We start from the raw sequence: 16,645 nt of genomic DNA, 5'->3' as shown, positions 1-16,645 counted from the left end.
AGGTCGGTGTCATCGCCTTTTTTATTTTTCCGCAGGTGATACCGCTGAACGAAATCGGGTTATTGTCATCGCTCACCCTGCTTAACATCAGGCCGGACACTGTGTGGCAGACGGTGCCGGACGACTGAAGGAGACGACGATGCACCGGGTAGGTTTACTGATTTCCGATCAATTTCAGGTTCTGGGATTATCCACGCTGAGCATTTTTGAGTTTGCCAATCAGGTCAGCGGCGAACCGTTTTATCACTGCACGGTTTATTCAGAGCGCGGTGGCACCGTGAAATCCTCTGCCGGCTTCGGCGTCGACAGCCAGCCGATTCATGCCGACTTGGAAATGGATACCTGGCTGGTCGCGGGCGTGATGGCGCCGCTGGAGCAACCGGCCACACCGGGTATCGTTGATTTTCTGCAGGCGCAGGCTCCCCGTGCCCGCCGGGTGGCCGGGATCTGTACCGGCGCATTCGTGCTGGGGCAGGCCGGTCTGTTATCGGAGCGCCGTGCCACTACGCACTGGGTACATGCCCAGAGTCTGCAACTGCTGCACCCGACGACGCGGATAGAAGAAGACCGCATCTTTATTATTGACGATCACATCTGGACCTCGGCGGGACTCACCGCCGGGCTGGATATGGCGCTGGGAATGGTGGAGAAAGATCTCGGTGCCGAAGTGGCGCGCAGCGTGGCGCACCTGCTGGTCATGCATCACCGCCGCTCCGGCGGACAGACGCAGCACTCTGAGATGCTGATGCTCTCTCCGCGCAGCGACCGGCTGCAGTCGGCGCTGGAATATGCGCGCAACAATCTCAGCAAAGCGCTGACCATCGAAGACCTTGCGGATGCGGTTCACCTCAGCGCGCGGCAGCTCAGCCGCTTGTTCCGTTCTGAGACGGGCAAGTCGCCGGCCAAAGCCATTGAGGGATTACGACTGGAAAACGCCCGCTTGCTGATCGAGCAGAGCAGGTTGCCGATGGAGGTGATAGCCCGTGAATCCGGCTTCCGCGACCGCCGCCACATGCGTGAGGTCTTCATTCGCGGTTACGGCATTCCGCCGCAGTCGCTGCGCACCGGTAAAGCCTGACCGACCTTTCCCCCCATTACTTCTCTTCCCGATCATGGTGTCCGGATTTCCGTCCATCATGATGTCCGAAATCACGACCTTTCTCGTCAGCCGCGCCGGTGCGCGACTGCGTACTATGAATTCACCAACCCGATAACTGACAAGGTGAATATCATGACGCAGCAAACACACACCAACCGCGGCACTGCCGTTGTCACCGGTGCCTCTACCGGTATGGGCGCACTGTACGCCGGCCGCCTGGCACGCATGGGCTATGACCTGATCATCGTGGCCCGCAATCACAACCGCCTGAACCAGCTGGCTGAACACATCACTACCGACAGCGGCCGCAGCGTGGAAGTCATCACCGCGGACTTGGCCGATGCCGCACAGCTGAACGCGCTGGAAGAGAAGCTGCGTCAGGACGCGAGCATTACGCTGCTGGTGAATAACGCCGGCATCGGCACCCATACCCCATTGCTGGACAGCGACGTGGCGCAGATGAACGCCATGATTAACCTCAACGTCATCGCGCTGACCCGCCTGACCTATGCGCTGGTGCCGGGCATGGTGGCGCGCGGACGCGGTGCCATCATCAACATCGCCTCGATCGTCAGCATTGCGCCTGAGCTGCTCAACGGTGTTTACGGCGGCAGCAAGGCTTACGTGCTGGCGTTCAGTCAGTCGCTGCACCATGAACTGGCCGGTAAGGGGATTCAGGTGCAGGCCGTACTGCCTGGTGCCACCGCAACGCCCTTCTGGGATAACGGCGGTCTGCCGGTTGACCAGCTTGACCCGAACATCGTCATGAGCGCGCAGGAGATGGTTGATGCGGCGCTCACCGGCTTCGCCCGCGGCGAGCTCGTTACCATTCCGTCCCTGCAGGACGAAGCGCTCTGGACCCGCTATGAGCAGGCGCGTCAGGCCATGATGCCGCACCTTGGCAGCGACGCGCCGGCTGAACGCTATCGGCCCGTCTCTGTGCACTGAACGCCCCCTTATTCAGAATCGCAATCCCAATAACTGTCCCATTAAGGAATCAGATCATGAAACTGACCGATAACACCATCTTCATCACGGGCGGCACTTCTGGCATCGGCCGCGCCATGGCAGAAAAATTTCATCAGCTGGGCAACCAGGTGATTATCTCCGGACGCCGCGAGGCGCTGCTGCAGGAAGTCACTGCCGCCAGTCCGGGCATGGACTATGTGGTGCTGGACGTCACGCGCGCCGACAGCATTCAGGCCGCGGCACAGCGCGTGCTGGAGCGCTATCCGACCCTGAACGTGGTCATCAACAACGCCGGTATCATGCCGTTTGACAACGCAGCGGGCGAGCTGGATGACGCACAGGCGGTGACGCTACTGAACACCAACATTCTGGGCCCGGTGCGCGTCAGTGCGGCGTTTATCGAACACCTGAAGCAGCAGCCAGACGCGGTGCTGATTAACAACAGCTCGGTGCTGGCCTTCCTGCCGCTGGCGACCAACGCGCTTTACTCGGCCACCAAGGCCGCGATTCACTCCTATACCCTGTCGCAGCGCTTCCTGCTGCGTGATACCGGCGTGCAGGTCATCGAAATTTCACCGCCGTGGGTGGATACCGATCTGATTTACAAAAGCGGCGACCCGCGCGCCATGCCGCTGGACGCCTTCATCAGCGAGACGTTTGAAAAGCTGGGTACCGACACCATCGAAGCGATTGTCGACCGCGTGCTGCCGGTGCGCGATAACCCGGGCGCGAACGAGCATACGCTGGTGAATCAGTTCAACCAGTCTGTAGCGGATAACCCGATTCCTGTTCAGTAAACATTTCAGGGGCAGCGCCCCTGAAGTTTATGCCGGAGAGAAATAATGAACGCTGTCATCACCTCTTCCCAGCGCCGCGCGCTGCGTGCGCTGAGCATTGCCTACTTCGTACAGGCTACCGGCGCGCTGTCTGTCGCTGGCAGTCTGCCGGCCATCTCTGCAGCCTGGCAGCTGACTGATGCGCAGAGCGCGCGCTTACTGAGTGTTTTCGGACTCACCTTCGCGCTGGCGGCTCCGCTGGTGCAGGTGCTGTTTGGTCACCTGCACCGTCGCCGGCTGGTGCTCACCGGCATTGCACTGTTTAGCCTGGGCGCCTTCGCGTTTGTGCTGTCGCCGGGCTACAACGCACTGCTCGCCTCACGCATCCTGATGGGGGCCGGCGCCGGGTTCATCGGTCCGGTACTGGTTGCGCTGGGTTCAGAGCTGGTGCATGAACAGCAGCGCGGCCGGGCCATCGGCATGGTACTGCTCGGAGTATCGATGGCAAGCCTTGCCGGTATTCCGCTCGCCGCCTGGGTAGCCAGCCTGTGGGGCGCGAAAGCCCTGTTTGTGCTGGTCGGATTGCTAAGTCTGCTGAGCGGGCTGAACATTTTGCTGACGGTGCCGGATGACAGTGCCGGGACGCGCATCCGCCTGCGTGAGATGGCCGGCGTGCTGGCCGATGGCAAATACCTGACGGCTTTCCTGGTAGTGTTTTTTATTACTTCCGGCGTTTACAGCTTTTACGCTTTTATCGCGCCGCTCATTCGCGACACCTACACTGGCGGCACGCATGCGGTCTCCGCAGCGCTGGCCGTGCTGGGCGTTGCCGGCGTGCTGGGCAATCTCTGGGTCACCCGCGCGGCGACATGCTTTACCGCTGAGAAGCTGCTGCTGAGCGGCATGACGCTGCTCATCGTCGATACGGCGCTTATCGCCGTGCTGCCGAAAGCGCTGGGCGTGCTGCTGGCGGCACTGGTGGTCTGGGCGTTTGCCACCGATCTGCTCTGGCCCAGCCAGCAGCGCCGGATCGTCGAGCTGGCATCAGTCCGCCATCGCGGCATTGCGCTGGCGCTGACCAGTGCCTTCATGTTTGGCGGTATCGGCTTTGGCTCGGCGGTCGCATCATGGATATATCCACTCGCCGGCTTTTACGGGCTGATCGGCATGTCGGTGGCCTTTATTCTGCTGGCGATGCTCAGTCTGCAGCTGTCAGAAAAGCGCAGGCAACCGGTAAACATCGCTGAGTGCGGTCAGCGTCAGGCCTGAATCGCTGGATGCCTCTAACCCGGTGCCGCAAAGCGAATGCTGGCCTGGCACGCTCTGCGCATTGAATACGTGACGCCAGTGGGGAAGGGGACCGGCTGGCTGCGGACAGGCTTTTACAGAACGTCCGGTATGCGATCCCGGCAGGCCCATGACGATGATAACTCAGGGAAACAATCTCCCGTTGACACCTTAAAGTGCCCATTGTATAAAAGCCCGCTTCGTTAATGAGTTTCATTTGCATTAAAGCGGCGCGGGCTTCTCAAAACAATATCAATGGGGATAGGGGTAAATGAAAAAGGTCATCTGCACGTTATGTTTGGTGTTTGCATCGGTTAGCTCTGCGCTGGCCACCACCTATCCTCTCACGATTGAAAACTGCGGCTATAAAGAGACGTTCACCAAACCGCCTGAGCGCGTGGTGGCGCTGGGGCAAAATACCGCAGAAATTTTGCTGCTGCTCGGCCTGCAGGATAAGGTGATCGCCAGTGCGTTCTGGCCAACCAAAGTGTTGCCACAGCTGGCTCAACAGAATGCAAAAATCAAAACGCTGACGGTTGAAATCCCCACCCTTGAATCCGTGCTGGCGCAAAATCCGGACTTCGTTCCTGCCCAGACGCCGCTGCTGCTGGGACCCGAGAGCAAGGTGGCAAAACGCGAAGATTTAATCACCCTTGGCGTGAACAGTTATGTGTCGCCTGGAATGTGCGCCACCAAAAAAGCCGCAGGGGATATGTATGGCAGTCGCCAGCAGCTGTGGGATATGACGTACCTGTATCAGGAGATTCAGGACTTCGCCAAAATTTTCAACGTGGAAGATCGCGGCCAGGCGGTGATTGCCGATTTCAAAAAACGTGAAGCGGCACTGCGTCAGGAGTTTGGTAGCAGCAAGAAAGATCTCTCGTTTGTGTTCTGGTTCTCAAGCTCGTCACCGTCTGCGGATGCCTATGTGGGCGGTAAAAACAGTCCATCCGGATTCATCGCCAGCGTGCTGGGCGGGCACAATGCCATCACGTCAGAGACCGAATGGCCGACGGTCAGCTGGGAGAGCATCATCGCTGCCAATCCGGATGTGATCGTGGTCTCCAGTCTCGATCGCAATCGCTGGGCGCTGGATAAAGCCGAAGAGAAAATCAAATTCCTGAAAAGCGATCCTGCCGTCAGCCAGCTGGATGCGGTGAAAAAAGGCCACATTGTGGTGATGGACGGCCAGGCTATGAACCCGACCATCCGCACTATCTACGGAGCCGAACAGGTGGGTGAGCAGCTGAGAAAACTGGAACTGAACTGATGACCATCGCTGTGGTTCAGGCGCGACAGGGGCTGTTCCTGACTGCCTCGCTGGTAGTTGCCGTCGCGTTATTATTGCTGGTGATTGCGACCGGTGTCAGCGTCGGGGAGCTGTCGATCCCGCTGAAAAGCGTCTTTTATGCCATTAGCAATAAAATGGGGCTCACGCACGTTCCCCTGAGCCGCATCTATGAAAGTGTGATTTGGGACTTTCGCCTGAGCCGGGCGCTGGTGGCGGCGTGCTGTGGCGCCGGGTTAGCGATTTGCGGTGCCGTTTTGCAGAGCCTGCTGAAGAATGCGCTGGCTGAGCCTTATGTGCTCGGTGTCTCTGCTGGTGCCTCCACTGGGGCGGTTTCTGTCGTGGTGTTGGGCATCGGCAGCGGAGCCGTCTCGCTGTCGGCGGGAGCCTTCGCCGGCGCCTTCACCGCCTTTGCCTTTGTCGCTTTTCTGACGAAAGGGGCACGCGGCGGTAATGAACGCACCATCCTGGCTGGCGTTGCGGCTTCCCAGTTGTTTAATGCCATCACCGCTTACACCATCAGCACTTCTGCCAGTGCGCAGCAGGCGCGCGATGTGATGTTCTGGTTGCTGGGCAGCTTCAGTGGCGTGCGCTGGCCGGAACTCCAGCTGGTGCTGGTGGTAGTGACCATCGGACTGGCCATTTGCCTCTACTATTCCCGGGCGCTGGATGCGTTCACCTTTGGTGACGATGCGGCTGCCTCGCTGGGTATTGCGGTGCCTCAGGTGCGCCTTGCGCTCTTTATCACCACCGCGCTTATCACCGCCACCATCGTCAGCATGGCCGGTTCGATTGGTTTTATTGGCCTGGTGGTGCCGCATGTTATGCGATTTTTCTTTGGCCCGCTGCATCGCACGTTACTGATTGCCAGCGCACTGGCCGGTGCCATTCTGATGGTGCTGGCAGATATCGCGTCGCGCCTGCTGATTGCCCCGCAAAGCCTGCCGGTGGGCGTGGTGACCGCGCTGGTTGGCGTACCATTCTTTGCGGTGATTATCTGGCGTTCGGGGAATAAATAATGAGTATCTCCGCTGACAACATTAGCTGGAAGGTCGGAAAAAAGGTCATCGTCGATAACGTGTCGCTGCACATTTCCCGTGGTGAAACGGTAGGGCTGATTGGTCCTAACGGCTGCGGCAAATCTTCCCTCCTGCGCATCCTCGCCGGCCTGCGGCGCCCGGATGCCGGCTGTGTGACGCTGGACGGGCAAAATATCGTCCGCATCGCCCGCAAACAGCTTGGCCGCCGGGTGGCATTCGTCGAGCAGCACGGCATGACTGACGCCAACATGCGTGTGCGCGATGTGGTGAAACTGGGGCGCATTCCGCATCATTCGCCATTCTCCAACTGGAGCGCGCACGATGACGAAACCGTGACGGCCGCCCTGCAGCGCGTGGACATGCTGGAGAAAAGTGAGCAGGGATGGCTGAGTCTCTCCGGTGGCGAACGTCAGCGTGTGCACATTGCCCGCGCACTGGCGCAATCGCCGAGCGAAATTCTGCTGGACGAACCCACCAACCATCTGGATATCCATCACCAGATGCAATTAATGCAGCTGATCAGCGAGTTACCGGTTACCAGCATTGTCGCCATTCATGATCTCAACCACGCATCGATGTTCTGTGATTCGCTGATCGTGATGCAGAACGGTCAAATCATCGCAACCGGCACGCCGCAGGATATCCTGACCGAGGCGCTGCTTTGGCAGGTATTCCGGGTGAAAACCAAAATTGAGATCTCCCGCTTTCATGGCAAGAAGCACATTCATTTTATTCTTTAGGGTCAGGTAGCATGCTTCCGTTCTCGCTGCGTCCTGTCTCTACCCTGCGCCCGGGCGTTTTGCTGGGCAGCCAGTTTGTTTTCAACATTGGCTTTTACGCGGTCGTTCCCTTTCTGGCGATATTCTTACGCGATGATATGTTGCTCTCCGGCGGCGTTATCGGGCTGATTCTGGGATTACGCACCTTCTCCCAGCAGGGGATGTTTCTTCTCGGTGGGGCGCTCTCTGACCGGTACGGCGCAAAGATCATTATCCTGTGTGGCTGTCTGGTCCGGATTGCGGGTTATCTGTTGCTGGCACTGGGGCAATCGCTGTGGCCGATCATTCTGGGTGCCTGTCTGACGGGCATCGGCGGTGCGCTGTTTTCTCCGTCAATTGAAGCGCTGCTGGCCAAAGCGGGAACGCAAAGCGAGGCCAAAGGCAAGCGCGGCCGCGCGGAGTGGTTTGCGCTGTTTGCGGTGTGCGGCGAACTCGGTGCCGTACTGGGCCCGGTGGCTGGCGCACTGCTGACCGGATTCGGTTTCCGCCAGGTGGCGCTGGCAGGGGCCGCGGTCTTTGTCATCGCGCTGATGGTGCTGTACTTTTTTCTCCCTGCTACAGGTAACAGCAAACAGGCGCTGAAAATTGTCCCCTGGTGGATGACCTTCCGCCAGCCGCGTTTTGTCGCTTTCATCGTGGCTTACAGCTCGTGGCTTTTGAGCTACAACCAGCTGTATCTGGCGTTGCCAGTGGAGATTCGGCGAGCAGGCGGCAACGAGAAAGATCTCGGCCCGCTCTTTATGCTGGCCTCGGTGTTGATCATCGCTTTTCAGCTGCCGCTGGCGCGCTTTGCACGACGCGTGGGGACGGTAAAAGTTTTACCGGTGGGTTTTTTGCTGCTCTCCGCCGCGTTTGCCAGCGTGGCCCTGTTCGCGTCAACCACGCCGCCTGACGGCTGGCTGCGGTTAATCCCTGCGGTGTGTCTGGTGACGTTTCTGACATTCGGCCAGATGCTGCTGGTGCCGTCGGCCAAAGATTTGATTCCCCGCTTTGCCGACCCCGCGACGCTGGGTGCACATTATGGCGCCCTGGCCACTGCCGGCGGCTTCGCGGTGCTGGCCGGAAATTTAATGTCTGGACCGCTGCTGGATAACGCGCTTATTCCCTCAACGCAGGCTGTTTATCCCTGGCTGCTGCTGGCGCTGTTTCCCCTGTGCAGCGCCGTTGCCATGACCCTGATTTGTCGCCCGCTGCGCAGTGCGCCGATCGGGAAAACCTGAATAACGGATGCCGCTGCTCCGGTTATACCGCCGCGGTGCTGTAGCATGACATGCACAACGCGGGCAGGGCAGGTTGCGCAGGCTCTCATCGACAAATGACCAGCCCGATCATGTGTAAACTCTACCTGGTTAACAACACCCAGAAAAACGTTTTCAGGAGTCAAGCCAGATGTTTACGCACATGCGCATTGCCAGACCCGTCTCCCAGCTTGAACGATCGGTGCTGATGTTTAGTCAGGGACTGGGTCTGCAAAAAATTGCCGAATTCCACGATCACGACGGTTTCAATGGCGTGATGCTGGGGCGAAAAGACCTCGACTGGCACCTCGAATTCACCTGCTGCCCGGGACATCCCGTTCAACCCGCGCCAACCGAAGACGATCTCCTCGTCCTCTATTATCCGGATGAAAATGCATGGAAGCTGGCATGTGCAACCATGATTGAAGCGGGTTTTAAACGGACGAATTCTTTTAATCCTTACTGGGATGTGAATGGGCAAACCTTCGTCGATCCCGACGGGTACCGGGTGGTGATGCAAAACAGGACGTGGGAATAACGGAGAAAGCCTCGTGCAATGGTTCAGTCAGGAAAAATTTGCGGTTCGTCTTGAGTGGGGCCTGCCTGCGGTAGAGCATCTTGCCGGGGAAGTCGACTGCGCTGTCATTGTTGACGTTATGTCGTTCTCAACTTGCGTCAGTATGGCTGTCAATAATGGTGCCTGTGTCTATCCGTACCCCTGGAAAGATGCTTCTGCTATTGAATATGGTTTGAAAATGGGAGCCAGCACAGCGAGTCCGGACAGGCGATTCAGCGGTGAAGGTTACAGCCTATCGCCGGCTTCGCTAAGAAACATAAGCGAGGGTGAAAAACTGGTCCTCCCATCGCCTAACGGTTCAGCTGTTTCATTCAAAGCAAGGGATGCAGGAATAGCAGTGTTGAGCGGCTGTTTCAGAAACATATCTGCGACCGCGAATGCCTGCCGTTCCTTCAGCCGTGTTCTGGTAATTCCCTGTGGAGAACGCTGGCCCGATGGTAGCCTTCGACCCAGTATTGAGGATTATGTGGCTGCTGGCGGAATTATTGCTGCAATGGGGCGTCAAAATTGCTCACCAGAAGCAGAGGCTGCGGTGGCTGTCTGGCAGCATTACCAGAAGCAAAACCTGGTGCTTTTACGGGAGTGTTCGTCTGCAATAGAGCTGATGCAACGTGGATTCGCCGGGGATGTCGATCTCTGCCTTGAAGTAGACAAGTCCAGCCTGGAATGCCGGCTTTGGGGTGATGCCTATATGTCAGCATTGCCCGGGCAAAATAGTTTCTGACCGACCAGACGGTGCGCTCTGTGCCAGGAGCGGACATCAATGAATATTGCTGTGGATTTCACTCAGCGATGTTTCTCTAATCTGATATCAGTGTCATTGATGTCAATTTTATTGGCCCAGCCGAGATGTATATAAAATTTTGCTGCACGACTTTTTTTGTCAGTTTCAAGCCACGCAATCTCATGATGCCTGAATAATTCCTTTTCCGCGAGTTCAACAAGCCTGCGGCCTATACCCCTGCCTTCGTACTCCGGCAGAACAAAGGCAGCAAAAAGGCAGGCTTCATCAGGTAAAATCATAGAGAAACCAATAATTTTTTCGTTTTCAGTCGCAACCCATGCACAGTGACTCTTCTCTATCAAATCAGCGACTACGTTTTCGGTAACCCCGATTCGCCGCATTTCCTCACGACTCAAGTGATTCTCGGTAACTGAGGTTCTGACATAAAAAATGGCATCGACATCAGCTGCCCTGGCTGTTCTTATATTTATGTTCACAGGTTTAACTCCATTCCAGGATAAGCGTAAATTTTAGTATTGATGCCATTTTTATAAAGTCATCAGGGTTTGAGTCCAAAGCTGCTCGTAATGTCTTTTTTCGCTTGTACCAGATATCGAAGTGTATATGAATCCGCTTTGTATCAGAAGCGGCCATAGCCAGTGGCTCCACATTCCCGCCGTTTAACTCCTGAGCATGCTGTTTATCGCTTATCCATGCCGGTGGCTTCGCTAACACACACACTTCGGTACCGGCCGAAGCAACATGGTTTCGTCTTCATTAAGCTGTCCGAAAATAAACGACGGAGCGGACCATGATTGCAGTACTTTTTGAGGCAGAAGCCCTGCCAGCAGCTCAGGAGCGATATCTTCAACTAGCTTCTGAGCTGAAGCCTCTCTTATCCGACACGCCCGGATTTATTTCCATAGAACGCTTCCAGAGCCTGACCACGCCCGGCAAGATCCTCTCTTTGTCCTGGTGGGAAGATGAGGATGCTGTCGCCGGGTGGAAACGCAATGTGATGCATCAGGCCGCGCAGCAAGAAGGCAGGCAGTCGATTTTTTCATTCTACAGAATACGGGTAGCCAGTGTATTCCGTGATTACTCTTCTGATAAGGGAACCAATCCGCATGCATGACATTCACGTTATTCTCAAAAATAGCCCGGGCTCGCTGGGTTTACTGGGGAGTGTATTGGGGAAAAACGGTGTGGGTCTTGAAGGAGGTGGCGTATTTACAACACCGGAAGGCGGACATGCGCACTTTCTGGTTGAAGACGGTTATAAAGCGCGCACGGTATTAACTGAAGCCGGTTTTGAAGTCGGCAACCTATGTCGTCCTCTGGTCAGAAAATTAGCGCAGGAACGTCCCGGAGAGCTGGGCGAAATCGCTGACACGCTTGCCCGGAACGGCATCAATATTCTGGTACAGTACAGCGACCACCATAACCGGCTCATTCTCATTACGGATGATGATGTCCGGGCAGCCGAAGTAACCCGAAAATGGGCAGTAGCTTCTGAATGAACCTTGTTAACCAAACGCGCGAAAGTGAGCCGGATAATGTCCTTGAAACATCAATGGCAATGGTGGCATCTGCGCTGGCAGACCCGTCAAGGGTGGCTATTCTGTGCGCGCTGATGGACGGGCGCGCATGGACAGCGACCGAACTTAGCGTAGTGGCTGGCATAGCAGCCTCGACAACCAGCGGGCATCTGAACCGACTCCTCAGCAACGGTCTGGTCATTTGCATGATGCAGGGTCGTCATCGCTATTACAGTCTGGCTGGCCATCCTATCGCCGGATTGCTGGAAAACCTGATGGGGGTTTCCATGGGGACCATTAAGGCCCCCGTTTCCAGTACGCCGCTTCATCTGCGTTATGCACGCACCTGCTATGACCATCTGGCCGGCGAGCTTGCTATCGAAATTTATGACTTTATGCTTAGGGAAAACTGGCTGGAAGCAGAGGGTTCGGGACTGACATCAGCCGGCAAAATCCATTTTGAGAACATGGGCGTTTTACTTAACTCCCGCACACGGCGCAAGCCCTGTTGCCCCTGTCCGGACTGGAGTGAAAGGCGTTTCCACCTCGGCGGTGACGCGGGCTCAGCCCTGTTTACGCTTTTCCTGCAAAAAGAATGGGTAAAGCGTATACAGGGATACCGTGAAGTCAACGTAACCGATTCAGGCCGGGTGGCAATGAATCGGCTGTTTAAGCTGAAAATCAGCTGAATAAACATCAGGTACCGGTCGATGTGATCAGATGACCCGGCATGCCCTCCTTGTGAAAGGTTAAGCGGAGGGCGATACGTTTTCCCGCAGGATGCAGTAACTTACCGTCCGGCCGTGGAAAACAGGTTTACTCCGCTTCAGGTCAGGCGCTTAATCGCCAGAGCTTAAAGGGTTTATTTCTTATCCAGCGACCAGGTCGCGCTGCGCACATCGACTTTCACCGGCAGCAGGCCGACGCGGGTGAAGGTGTCCGCCAGCGCCTGCTGTTCCGCAAACACCTGCGGTGACATGCGTGACGCGCCATAAGGCAGGCGTTGCAGCGTGGTCTGCCAGATGGATTTATCCAGACCGGTAGATTTCGCCAGAATCGCGGCGGCTTCATCCTGATGCTGATTGGCCCAGTCGCTCAGCTTGCTCAACTCGTCAACCACCTGCTTAGCCGTTTGCGGGTGGTTTTCAGCAAACGGGCGGCTGGCAAGATAGAAGGTGTAGTGCGGCACCAGACCTTCGGCGTTGCGCACTTCACGCGCGCCGGCGTTGGCTTCGACCTCAGCCAGGTAGGGATCCCAGATCACCCAGGCATCGATTGCGCCCTTCTGGAAGGCGGCGCGCGCATCGGCCGGCGGCAGGTAAACCGGCGTGACATCTTTATAGTTCAGCCCGGCATCTTCCAGCGCTTTCACCAGCAGATAATTGACGTCTGAACCCTTGTTCAGGCCAACGCGTTTGCCTTTGAGATCGGCCACGCTTTTGATGGGTGAGTCTTTCGGTACTACGATAGCTTCGGTTTTGGGGTTAGCGGGTGAATGTCCGAGATAAATCAGATCGGCTTTTGCCGCCTGCGCGAAGGCGGGTGGCGCATCGCCGGTGGCGGCCAGATCGATACTGCCCACGTTCAGCCCCTCCAGCATTTGCGGACCGGCGGGGAATTCCACCCAGCGCACCGCAATACCCTCTTTTTTGAAGGTCTCATCCAGCGTGCCGCGATATTTCAGCAGCGCAAAAATGTTGGCTTTCTGATAGCCGATGGTGACGGTTTCCGGGTTGGCGGCGAAGGCGTGCGTTGCGAGCAGGCCGAAGCTGAGTGCCAGTGCGCTCAGGGCAAAACGTTGTGCTTTCATGGGACGTCTCTCGTGGTTTTTCCTCCATCCTGGCAAAGTTGTTATATAACCAATAAATAACTTTTTAATATCGCTTATAACTCTAATTCCAGCCTGCATCAGCATTCACTGTAATGGGCAAGTTGCATAGAGAACCGGATAATTAGCACGGTAATAATTTGTATAACAAATCAAAATGTCAACGCCGCAGGCTTCTGTCAGGATAAGCGATAACGTTGCCTGCTATAGGTTGCTCCCGTTCTATGAAGTGGTTTTCCCGAAGCGCCGTACTGTTCTCTGCCAAAACCTGTCTGGCCGCCTTTCTGGCTTTTTATCTTGCGCTGGAACTCAACCTCGACAAACCCGCCTGGTCACTGACCACCGTGTATGTTGCCTCGCAGCTTTATTCCGCTTCGACGGTGTCCAAATCGGTGTTTCGCTTTTTTGGCACCGTGCTGGGCGGGCTGTTTACTCTGTTGATCTATCCGGCTACGGTCCAGTCGCCGATGCTGTTCAGCCTGTGTATTTCACTCTGGGTTGCCGTCTGCCTGTATCTCTCGCTGCACGACCGCACGCCAAAAAGTTACGTCTTTATGCTGGCCGGCTACAGCGCCGCCATTATGGGCTTTCCCGATGTGACCTCGCCCGGCGCCATTACCTATACGGTAATTTCCCGCATTGAGGAAATCACCGTGGCGATTGTCTGCAGCAGCCTGGTGCATCGGCTGATCTTCCCGGTTTCGATGCGCCATCTGCTCGAACAGAGCGTCGGGCTGTGGTATCAGAACGCGCGTAAATTGTGTAGCGAGCTGATGACGGCGATGCCTGCGGCAAAATCGCTGGAGCGCGAGGATATTCTGGTGCAGATGGCCAACTATCCGCTTAACGTCGAAACGCTGATCACCCACTGCGTCTATGAAGGTGATGCCGCGCGGCGGCTGGTGCGGCTGGTCAGCGTGCAGTATCAGCATTTGTCGTACCTGATCCCGACGCTCACCGCCATTGAATCGCGTCTGAATCTGCTGGCACAGCAGCAGATCCGCTTTCCCGATTATGTCGCGACGGCCTTTCAGCAATTTTTACACTGGCTGAACGGTGATGCGCAACAGCCGGTGCGCGATCGCCTCACCGGCGCTCAGGAGCAGCTGCAGCAGGCCTGGCGCGCAGGGTGGCTTAACACTGAAGAGAGCATTTTGCTCATCGGTCTGCTGGAACGGTTACTCAATTTTGTCCGTATTGCTGATGCTTACCACAGCGTTAGCGAGCGCGTCAGTGACTGGACGCCAGCGGTGAAACCGGGCAAGGCGTCACGCGCGCACAAGCATGTCGATAAAGGGCTATTGCTGCTGTCGTGCTTTACTGCCTTCATCGCCACCTTTGCCAGCTGCCTGTTCTGGATTGGCAGTGGCTGGCGTGATGGTTCAACCGCGCCGATGATGGCGGCGGTGCTGTGTTCGTTCTTCGCCGGGCTGGATAGCCCCATCGCGCCAATGAAGCTGTTTCTGAAGGGCGTACTGATCTCCATGGCGATCAGCCTGATTTACGTCACGCTGCTGATCCCGCAGGCGGTGACGTTTGAAGCGCTGGTGATTTGCCTCGCGCCGGGATTGTTTGCTTTAGGGCTGGTGATTGCCAATCCGTCCACCAACCTGATCGGTCTCATCGTCGCCACGCAGATCCCCGGTTTGATCGGCATGAGCCACCATTTCAAACCCGATTTGCAGCTTATAGTGAATGCCATGATCTCCACGCTGGTGGGCATTGCTGTTGCGCTGGTGCTGACGCTGCTGATTCGCAACAAACGCCCGGCGTGGACGGCCACGCGTGCGCTGCGCAAAGGCATTCGCGATCTGCTGCAGTTTATTACCGCGCTGCGCATGAACACCGCCACGCTGACGGCGCGGCAGCAATTTGTCGCACGCACGCTGGACAGGGTAAACGTGATTCTGCCGCGTAAAAGCGTCGATCCGGCACCGGAACTGGTGGCGGGCGGTAACCTGATTGCGGAAGCCTGGCTCGGGGCTAACTGCTATGACTATTACACCCGTCATCGGCACCTGCTGCTGGCGAACCAGATAGAAAGCGCAGCCATGTTTCACGAGCTGAGTCAGTTTCTTAAGCAGCGGCTGAAAACGCTGGACAGCACGCCATCGCCGGCGCTGCTGCATGAGCTTGATGTGTTACTGCTGCGGCTGGAGGCGGCGGCGCAGCAGGAAAATGCGCTGTTTGCGCCGCTGTTTCATCTGTTCAATATCCGTCTGTCGCTCTTTCCTGGCGCGCGCTGGCCGCAGCCGCTGGCAGAGCAAAACCGCACATAGTGTGATTAAGATCGCACTTTTTGTTAGGTCGGTAATAATAACAATGGTTACTATAACTCCCATGCAGAGCATTCAGCTCTGACCCAAACATTGAAGGAATATGACCATGAAAAACGTAAAAACTCTGACCATCGCTGCTGTTGCTGCTCTTTCTATGATCTCTTTCGGTAGCTTCGCCGCTGAAAGCATCTCCGTTCACGGCAGCACGCTGGATAGCGCTGAAGCCCAGGTTGCCGCTCAGGCTAAAGCGAGTGGTGCGGACAGCTACAAAATCACCAGCGCCCGCGCAGACAACGGCGTGGACATGACTGCTGAGCTGTACAAATAATAACAATCCTTTTCTCCGTTAACGTGCTTAGCCCGGGTTATCCCGGGCTTTTTTGTGCCTGCGATGCGGTTCAGCGCCGCGATGCTTTCAAGCCTTCATTGAATACCGTACAGTGCCAGACGAGCTAATTTCCGTGGGGAACGGTAACTGATGAAAATGATTGGCCTGATTGGCGGCATGAGCTGGGAATCCACCGCGCTCTATTACCGCATCATCAATGAACAGGTAAAGCAACAGCTGGGCGGACTGCACTCGGCGCGCAGCCTAATGTACAGCGTCGATTTTCAGCAAATTGAGAAATTGCAGGTCGCCGGTGAATGGCAGCAGGCCGGTGAAATCCTGGCCGAAGCCGCCCGTAGCCTGGAGAAGGGCGGGGCGGATTTCATTGTGCTGTGCACCAACACCATGCACAAAGTCGCCGATCAGATCACCACGGCCACCCGCATTCCGCTGCTGCATATCGCTGACGCCACGGCACAACGCATTCGTCAGGCCGGCGTGAAACGCGTCGGTCTGCTGGCGACCGCGTTCACCATGGAGCAGGAATTCTATAAAGGGCGCCTTGAGCAGCAATATGACATCGAGGTGCTGGTACCGGACGCTACCGGACGTAAAACGGTGCACGACATTATTTATCAGGAGCTGTGCCTCGGCGTGATCCGTGAAGAATCACGCGCGCAGTACCGTGACATCATCGCTCAGCTGGTGGCACAAGGGGCTGAAGCCATTATCCTTGGCTGTACCGAAATCACGCTGCTGGTTAAAGCGGAGGATGCGGCGGTGCCGCTGTTCGATACCACATTAATCCATGCGCAGGACGCGGTGAAGCTGGCGCTGGCAACAAATAACTAGCCTGCTAATTATAATCTGTGTTATTATGTGTTCATTGAAGGCA

18 protein-coding genes are annotated in these 16,645 nt (G+C 56.6%); 16 read left to right on the top strand and 2 right to left on the bottom strand.

All coding sequences use genetic code 11. From position 1 onward, the window contains the following. Window positions 1-139 precede the first annotated feature (139 nt). The 10 genes from C1N56_RS21780 (at window position 140) to C1N56_RS21735 (ending at window position 9,777) form a co-directional block, all read left to right on the top strand. Window positions 140-1,078 (top strand): GlxA family transcriptional regulator, encoded by a 939-nt coding sequence (locus C1N56_RS21780; RefSeq protein ID WP_262258403.1) that lies wholly within the window; start codon window positions 140-142, stop codon window positions 1,076-1,078. 153 nt (window positions 1,079-1,231) lie between these two features. Beyond that, window positions 1,232-2,047 carry an SDR family NAD(P)-dependent oxidoreductase gene (locus C1N56_RS21775; protein ID WP_150058823.1) on the top strand — a complete coding sequence of 272 codons (816 nt, stop codon included), beginning with the start codon at window positions 1,232-1,234 and terminating at the stop codon, window positions 2,045-2,047. A 56-nt stretch (window positions 2,048-2,103) separates the two neighbouring features. Then, a complete protein-coding gene (locus C1N56_RS21770; RefSeq protein ID WP_262258406.1) occupies window positions 2,104-2,865 on the top strand; it encodes an SDR family oxidoreductase in 762 nt (253 codons plus the stop codon). A 45-nt stretch (window positions 2,866-2,910) separates the two neighbouring features. Then, window positions 2,911-4,113: an MFS transporter gene (locus C1N56_RS21765; RefSeq protein ID WP_394517555.1), complete on the top strand. Its 1,203-nt coding sequence runs from the start codon at window positions 2,911-2,913 to the stop codon at window positions 4,111-4,113. Between the two features lie 289 nt (window positions 4,114-4,402). Beyond that, entirely contained in the window at window positions 4,403-5,401 is a 999-nt protein-coding gene (locus C1N56_RS21760) for a siderophore ABC transporter substrate-binding protein EitA (RefSeq protein ID WP_059010044.1), read from the top strand. Then, window positions 5,401-6,438 carry a FecCD family ABC transporter permease gene (locus C1N56_RS21755; RefSeq protein WP_058781974.1) on the top strand — a complete coding sequence of 346 codons (1,038 nt, stop codon included), beginning with the start codon at window positions 5,401-5,403 and terminating at the stop codon, window positions 6,436-6,438. The genes C1N56_RS21760 and C1N56_RS21755 overlap by 1 nt, the downstream gene beginning before the upstream one ends. Further along, on the top strand, window positions 6,438-7,199 hold the full coding sequence (locus tag C1N56_RS21750; protein ID WP_394517553.1) for a siderophore ABC transporter ATP-binding protein EitC: 762 nt from the start codon (window positions 6,438-6,440) through the stop codon (window positions 7,197-7,199). Before C1N56_RS21755 ends, C1N56_RS21750 begins: the two co-directional genes overlap by 1 nt. Window positions 7,200-7,210: 11 nt before the next feature. Continuing rightward, window positions 7,211-8,458: an MDR family MFS transporter gene (locus tag C1N56_RS21745; protein ID WP_127835072.1), complete on the top strand. Its 1,248-nt coding sequence runs from the start codon at window positions 7,211-7,213 to the stop codon at window positions 8,456-8,458. A 169-nt stretch (window positions 8,459-8,627) separates the two neighbouring features. Further along, the gene (locus tag C1N56_RS21740; RefSeq protein ID WP_104187702.1) at window positions 8,628-9,014 is read left to right on the top strand and encodes a VOC family protein; all 387 of its coding nucleotides are present in this window, start codon (window positions 8,628-8,630) and stop codon (window positions 9,012-9,014) included. A 13-nt stretch (window positions 9,015-9,027) separates the two neighbouring features. Then, window positions 9,028-9,777 carry a 2-phosphosulfolactate phosphatase gene (locus C1N56_RS21735; protein ID WP_150360150.1) on the top strand — a complete coding sequence of 250 codons (750 nt, stop codon included), beginning with the start codon at window positions 9,028-9,030 and terminating at the stop codon, window positions 9,775-9,777. Between the two features lie 62 nt (window positions 9,778-9,839). Here C1N56_RS21735 and C1N56_RS21730 read toward each other — a convergent pair whose 3' ends face one another. Further along, window positions 9,840-10,274 (bottom strand): GNAT family N-acetyltransferase, encoded by a 435-nt coding sequence (locus tag C1N56_RS21730; RefSeq protein WP_394517552.1) that lies wholly within the window; start codon window positions 10,272-10,274, stop codon window positions 9,840-9,842. 314 nt (window positions 10,275-10,588) lie between these two features. On the opposite strand from C1N56_RS21730, the gene C1N56_RS21725 reads away from it, so the two are divergent. From C1N56_RS21725 to C1N56_RS21715, 3 genes are read left to right on the top strand one after another with little or no spacing between them, the layout of a single operon-like run. Further along, complete coding sequence (locus C1N56_RS21725) at window positions 10,589-10,912, top strand: antibiotic biosynthesis monooxygenase family protein (RefSeq protein ID WP_058781344.1); 324 nt, start codon at window positions 10,589-10,591, stop codon at window positions 10,910-10,912. Further along, window positions 10,905-11,297 (top strand): amino acid-binding protein, encoded by a 393-nt coding sequence (locus tag C1N56_RS21720; protein WP_058781345.1) that lies wholly within the window; start codon window positions 10,905-10,907, stop codon window positions 11,295-11,297. Before C1N56_RS21725 ends, C1N56_RS21720 begins: the two co-directional genes overlap by 8 nt. Further along, the gene (locus C1N56_RS21715) at window positions 11,294-12,004 is read left to right on the top strand and encodes an ArsR/SmtB family transcription factor (RefSeq protein ID WP_394517551.1); all 711 of its coding nucleotides are present in this window, start codon (window positions 11,294-11,296) and stop codon (window positions 12,002-12,004) included. The genes C1N56_RS21720 and C1N56_RS21715 overlap by 4 nt, the downstream gene beginning before the upstream one ends. A gap of 173 nt (window positions 12,005-12,177) precedes the next feature. On the opposite strand, the gene C1N56_RS21710 is transcribed toward C1N56_RS21715, so the two are convergent. Then, a complete protein-coding gene (locus tag C1N56_RS21710) occupies window positions 12,178-13,125 on the bottom strand; it encodes a sulfonate ABC transporter substrate-binding protein (RefSeq protein WP_058770463.1) in 948 nt (315 codons plus the stop codon). A gap of 242 nt (window positions 13,126-13,367) precedes the next feature. Between C1N56_RS21710 and C1N56_RS21705 the strand changes: the two genes are divergently transcribed. The 3 genes from C1N56_RS21705 to C1N56_RS21695 all read left to right on the top strand — a co-directional run bounded on the left by C1N56_RS21705 (window position 13,368) and on the right by C1N56_RS21695 (window position 16,602). Further along, complete coding sequence (locus tag C1N56_RS21705; protein ID WP_394517550.1) at window positions 13,368-15,422, top strand: FUSC family protein; 2,055 nt, start codon at window positions 13,368-13,370, stop codon at window positions 15,420-15,422. Window positions 15,423-15,528: 106 nt separating this feature from the next. Then, complete coding sequence (locus C1N56_RS21700) at window positions 15,529-15,750, top strand: YdgH/BhsA/McbA-like domain containing protein (RefSeq protein ID WP_010615756.1); 222 nt, start codon at window positions 15,529-15,531, stop codon at window positions 15,748-15,750. Window positions 15,751-15,900: 150 nt separating this feature from the next. Continuing rightward, entirely contained in the window at window positions 15,901-16,602 is a 702-nt protein-coding gene (locus tag C1N56_RS21695) for an aspartate/glutamate racemase family protein (protein ID WP_058758684.1), read from the top strand. Window positions 16,603-16,645: the final 43 nt, after the last annotated feature.

The organism is Pantoea sp. SGAir0175 (genome assembly GCF_043547855.1).
Note: the sequence above shows the minus strand (reverse complement) of the source record. Positions and strands in the feature narration are given on the sequence as shown.

Excerpts from the sequence above, each read along its gene's own strand:
- C1N56_RS21780 (WP_262258403.1), top strand. The coding sequence starts at position 140 with ATGCACCGGGTAGGTTTACTGATTTCCGATCAATTTCAGGTTCTGGGA.
- C1N56_RS21775 (WP_150058823.1), top strand. The coding sequence starts at position 1,232 with ATGACGCAGCAAACACACACCAACCGCGGCACTGCCGTTGTCACCGGT.
- C1N56_RS21770 (WP_262258406.1), top strand. The coding sequence starts at position 2,104 with ATGAAACTGACCGATAACACCATCTTCATCACGGGCGGCACTTCTGGC.
- C1N56_RS21765 (WP_394517555.1), top strand. The coding sequence starts at position 2,911 with ATGAACGCTGTCATCACCTCTTCCCAGCGCCGCGCGCTGCGTGCGCTG.
- C1N56_RS21760 (WP_059010044.1), top strand. The coding sequence starts at position 4,403 with ATGAAAAAGGTCATCTGCACGTTATGTTTGGTGTTTGCATCGGTTAGC.
- C1N56_RS21755 (WP_058781974.1), top strand. The coding sequence starts at position 5,401 with ATGACCATCGCTGTGGTTCAGGCGCGACAGGGGCTGTTCCTGACTGCC.
- C1N56_RS21750 (WP_394517553.1), top strand. The coding sequence starts at position 6,438 with ATGAGTATCTCCGCTGACAACATTAGCTGGAAGGTCGGAAAAAAGGTC.
- C1N56_RS21745 (WP_127835072.1), top strand. The coding sequence starts at position 7,211 with ATGCTTCCGTTCTCGCTGCGTCCTGTCTCTACCCTGCGCCCGGGCGTT.
- C1N56_RS21740 (WP_104187702.1), top strand. The coding sequence starts at position 8,628 with ATGTTTACGCACATGCGCATTGCCAGACCCGTCTCCCAGCTTGAACGA.
- C1N56_RS21725 (WP_058781344.1), top strand. The coding sequence starts at position 10,589 with ATGATTGCAGTACTTTTTGAGGCAGAAGCCCTGCCAGCAGCTCAGGAG.
- C1N56_RS21720 (WP_058781345.1), top strand. The coding sequence starts at position 10,905 with ATGCATGACATTCACGTTATTCTCAAAAATAGCCCGGGCTCGCTGGGT.
- C1N56_RS21715 (WP_394517551.1), top strand. The coding sequence starts at position 11,294 with ATGAACCTTGTTAACCAAACGCGCGAAAGTGAGCCGGATAATGTCCTT.
- C1N56_RS21710 (WP_058770463.1), bottom strand. The coding sequence starts at position 13,125 with ATGAAAGCACAACGTTTTGCCCTGAGCGCACTGGCACTCAGCTTCGGC.
- C1N56_RS21705 (WP_394517550.1), top strand. The coding sequence starts at position 13,368 with ATGAAGTGGTTTTCCCGAAGCGCCGTACTGTTCTCTGCCAAAACCTGT.
- C1N56_RS21700 (WP_010615756.1), top strand. The coding sequence starts at position 15,529 with ATGAAAAACGTAAAAACTCTGACCATCGCTGCTGTTGCTGCTCTTTCT.
- C1N56_RS21695 (WP_058758684.1), top strand. The coding sequence starts at position 15,901 with ATGAAAATGATTGGCCTGATTGGCGGCATGAGCTGGGAATCCACCGCG.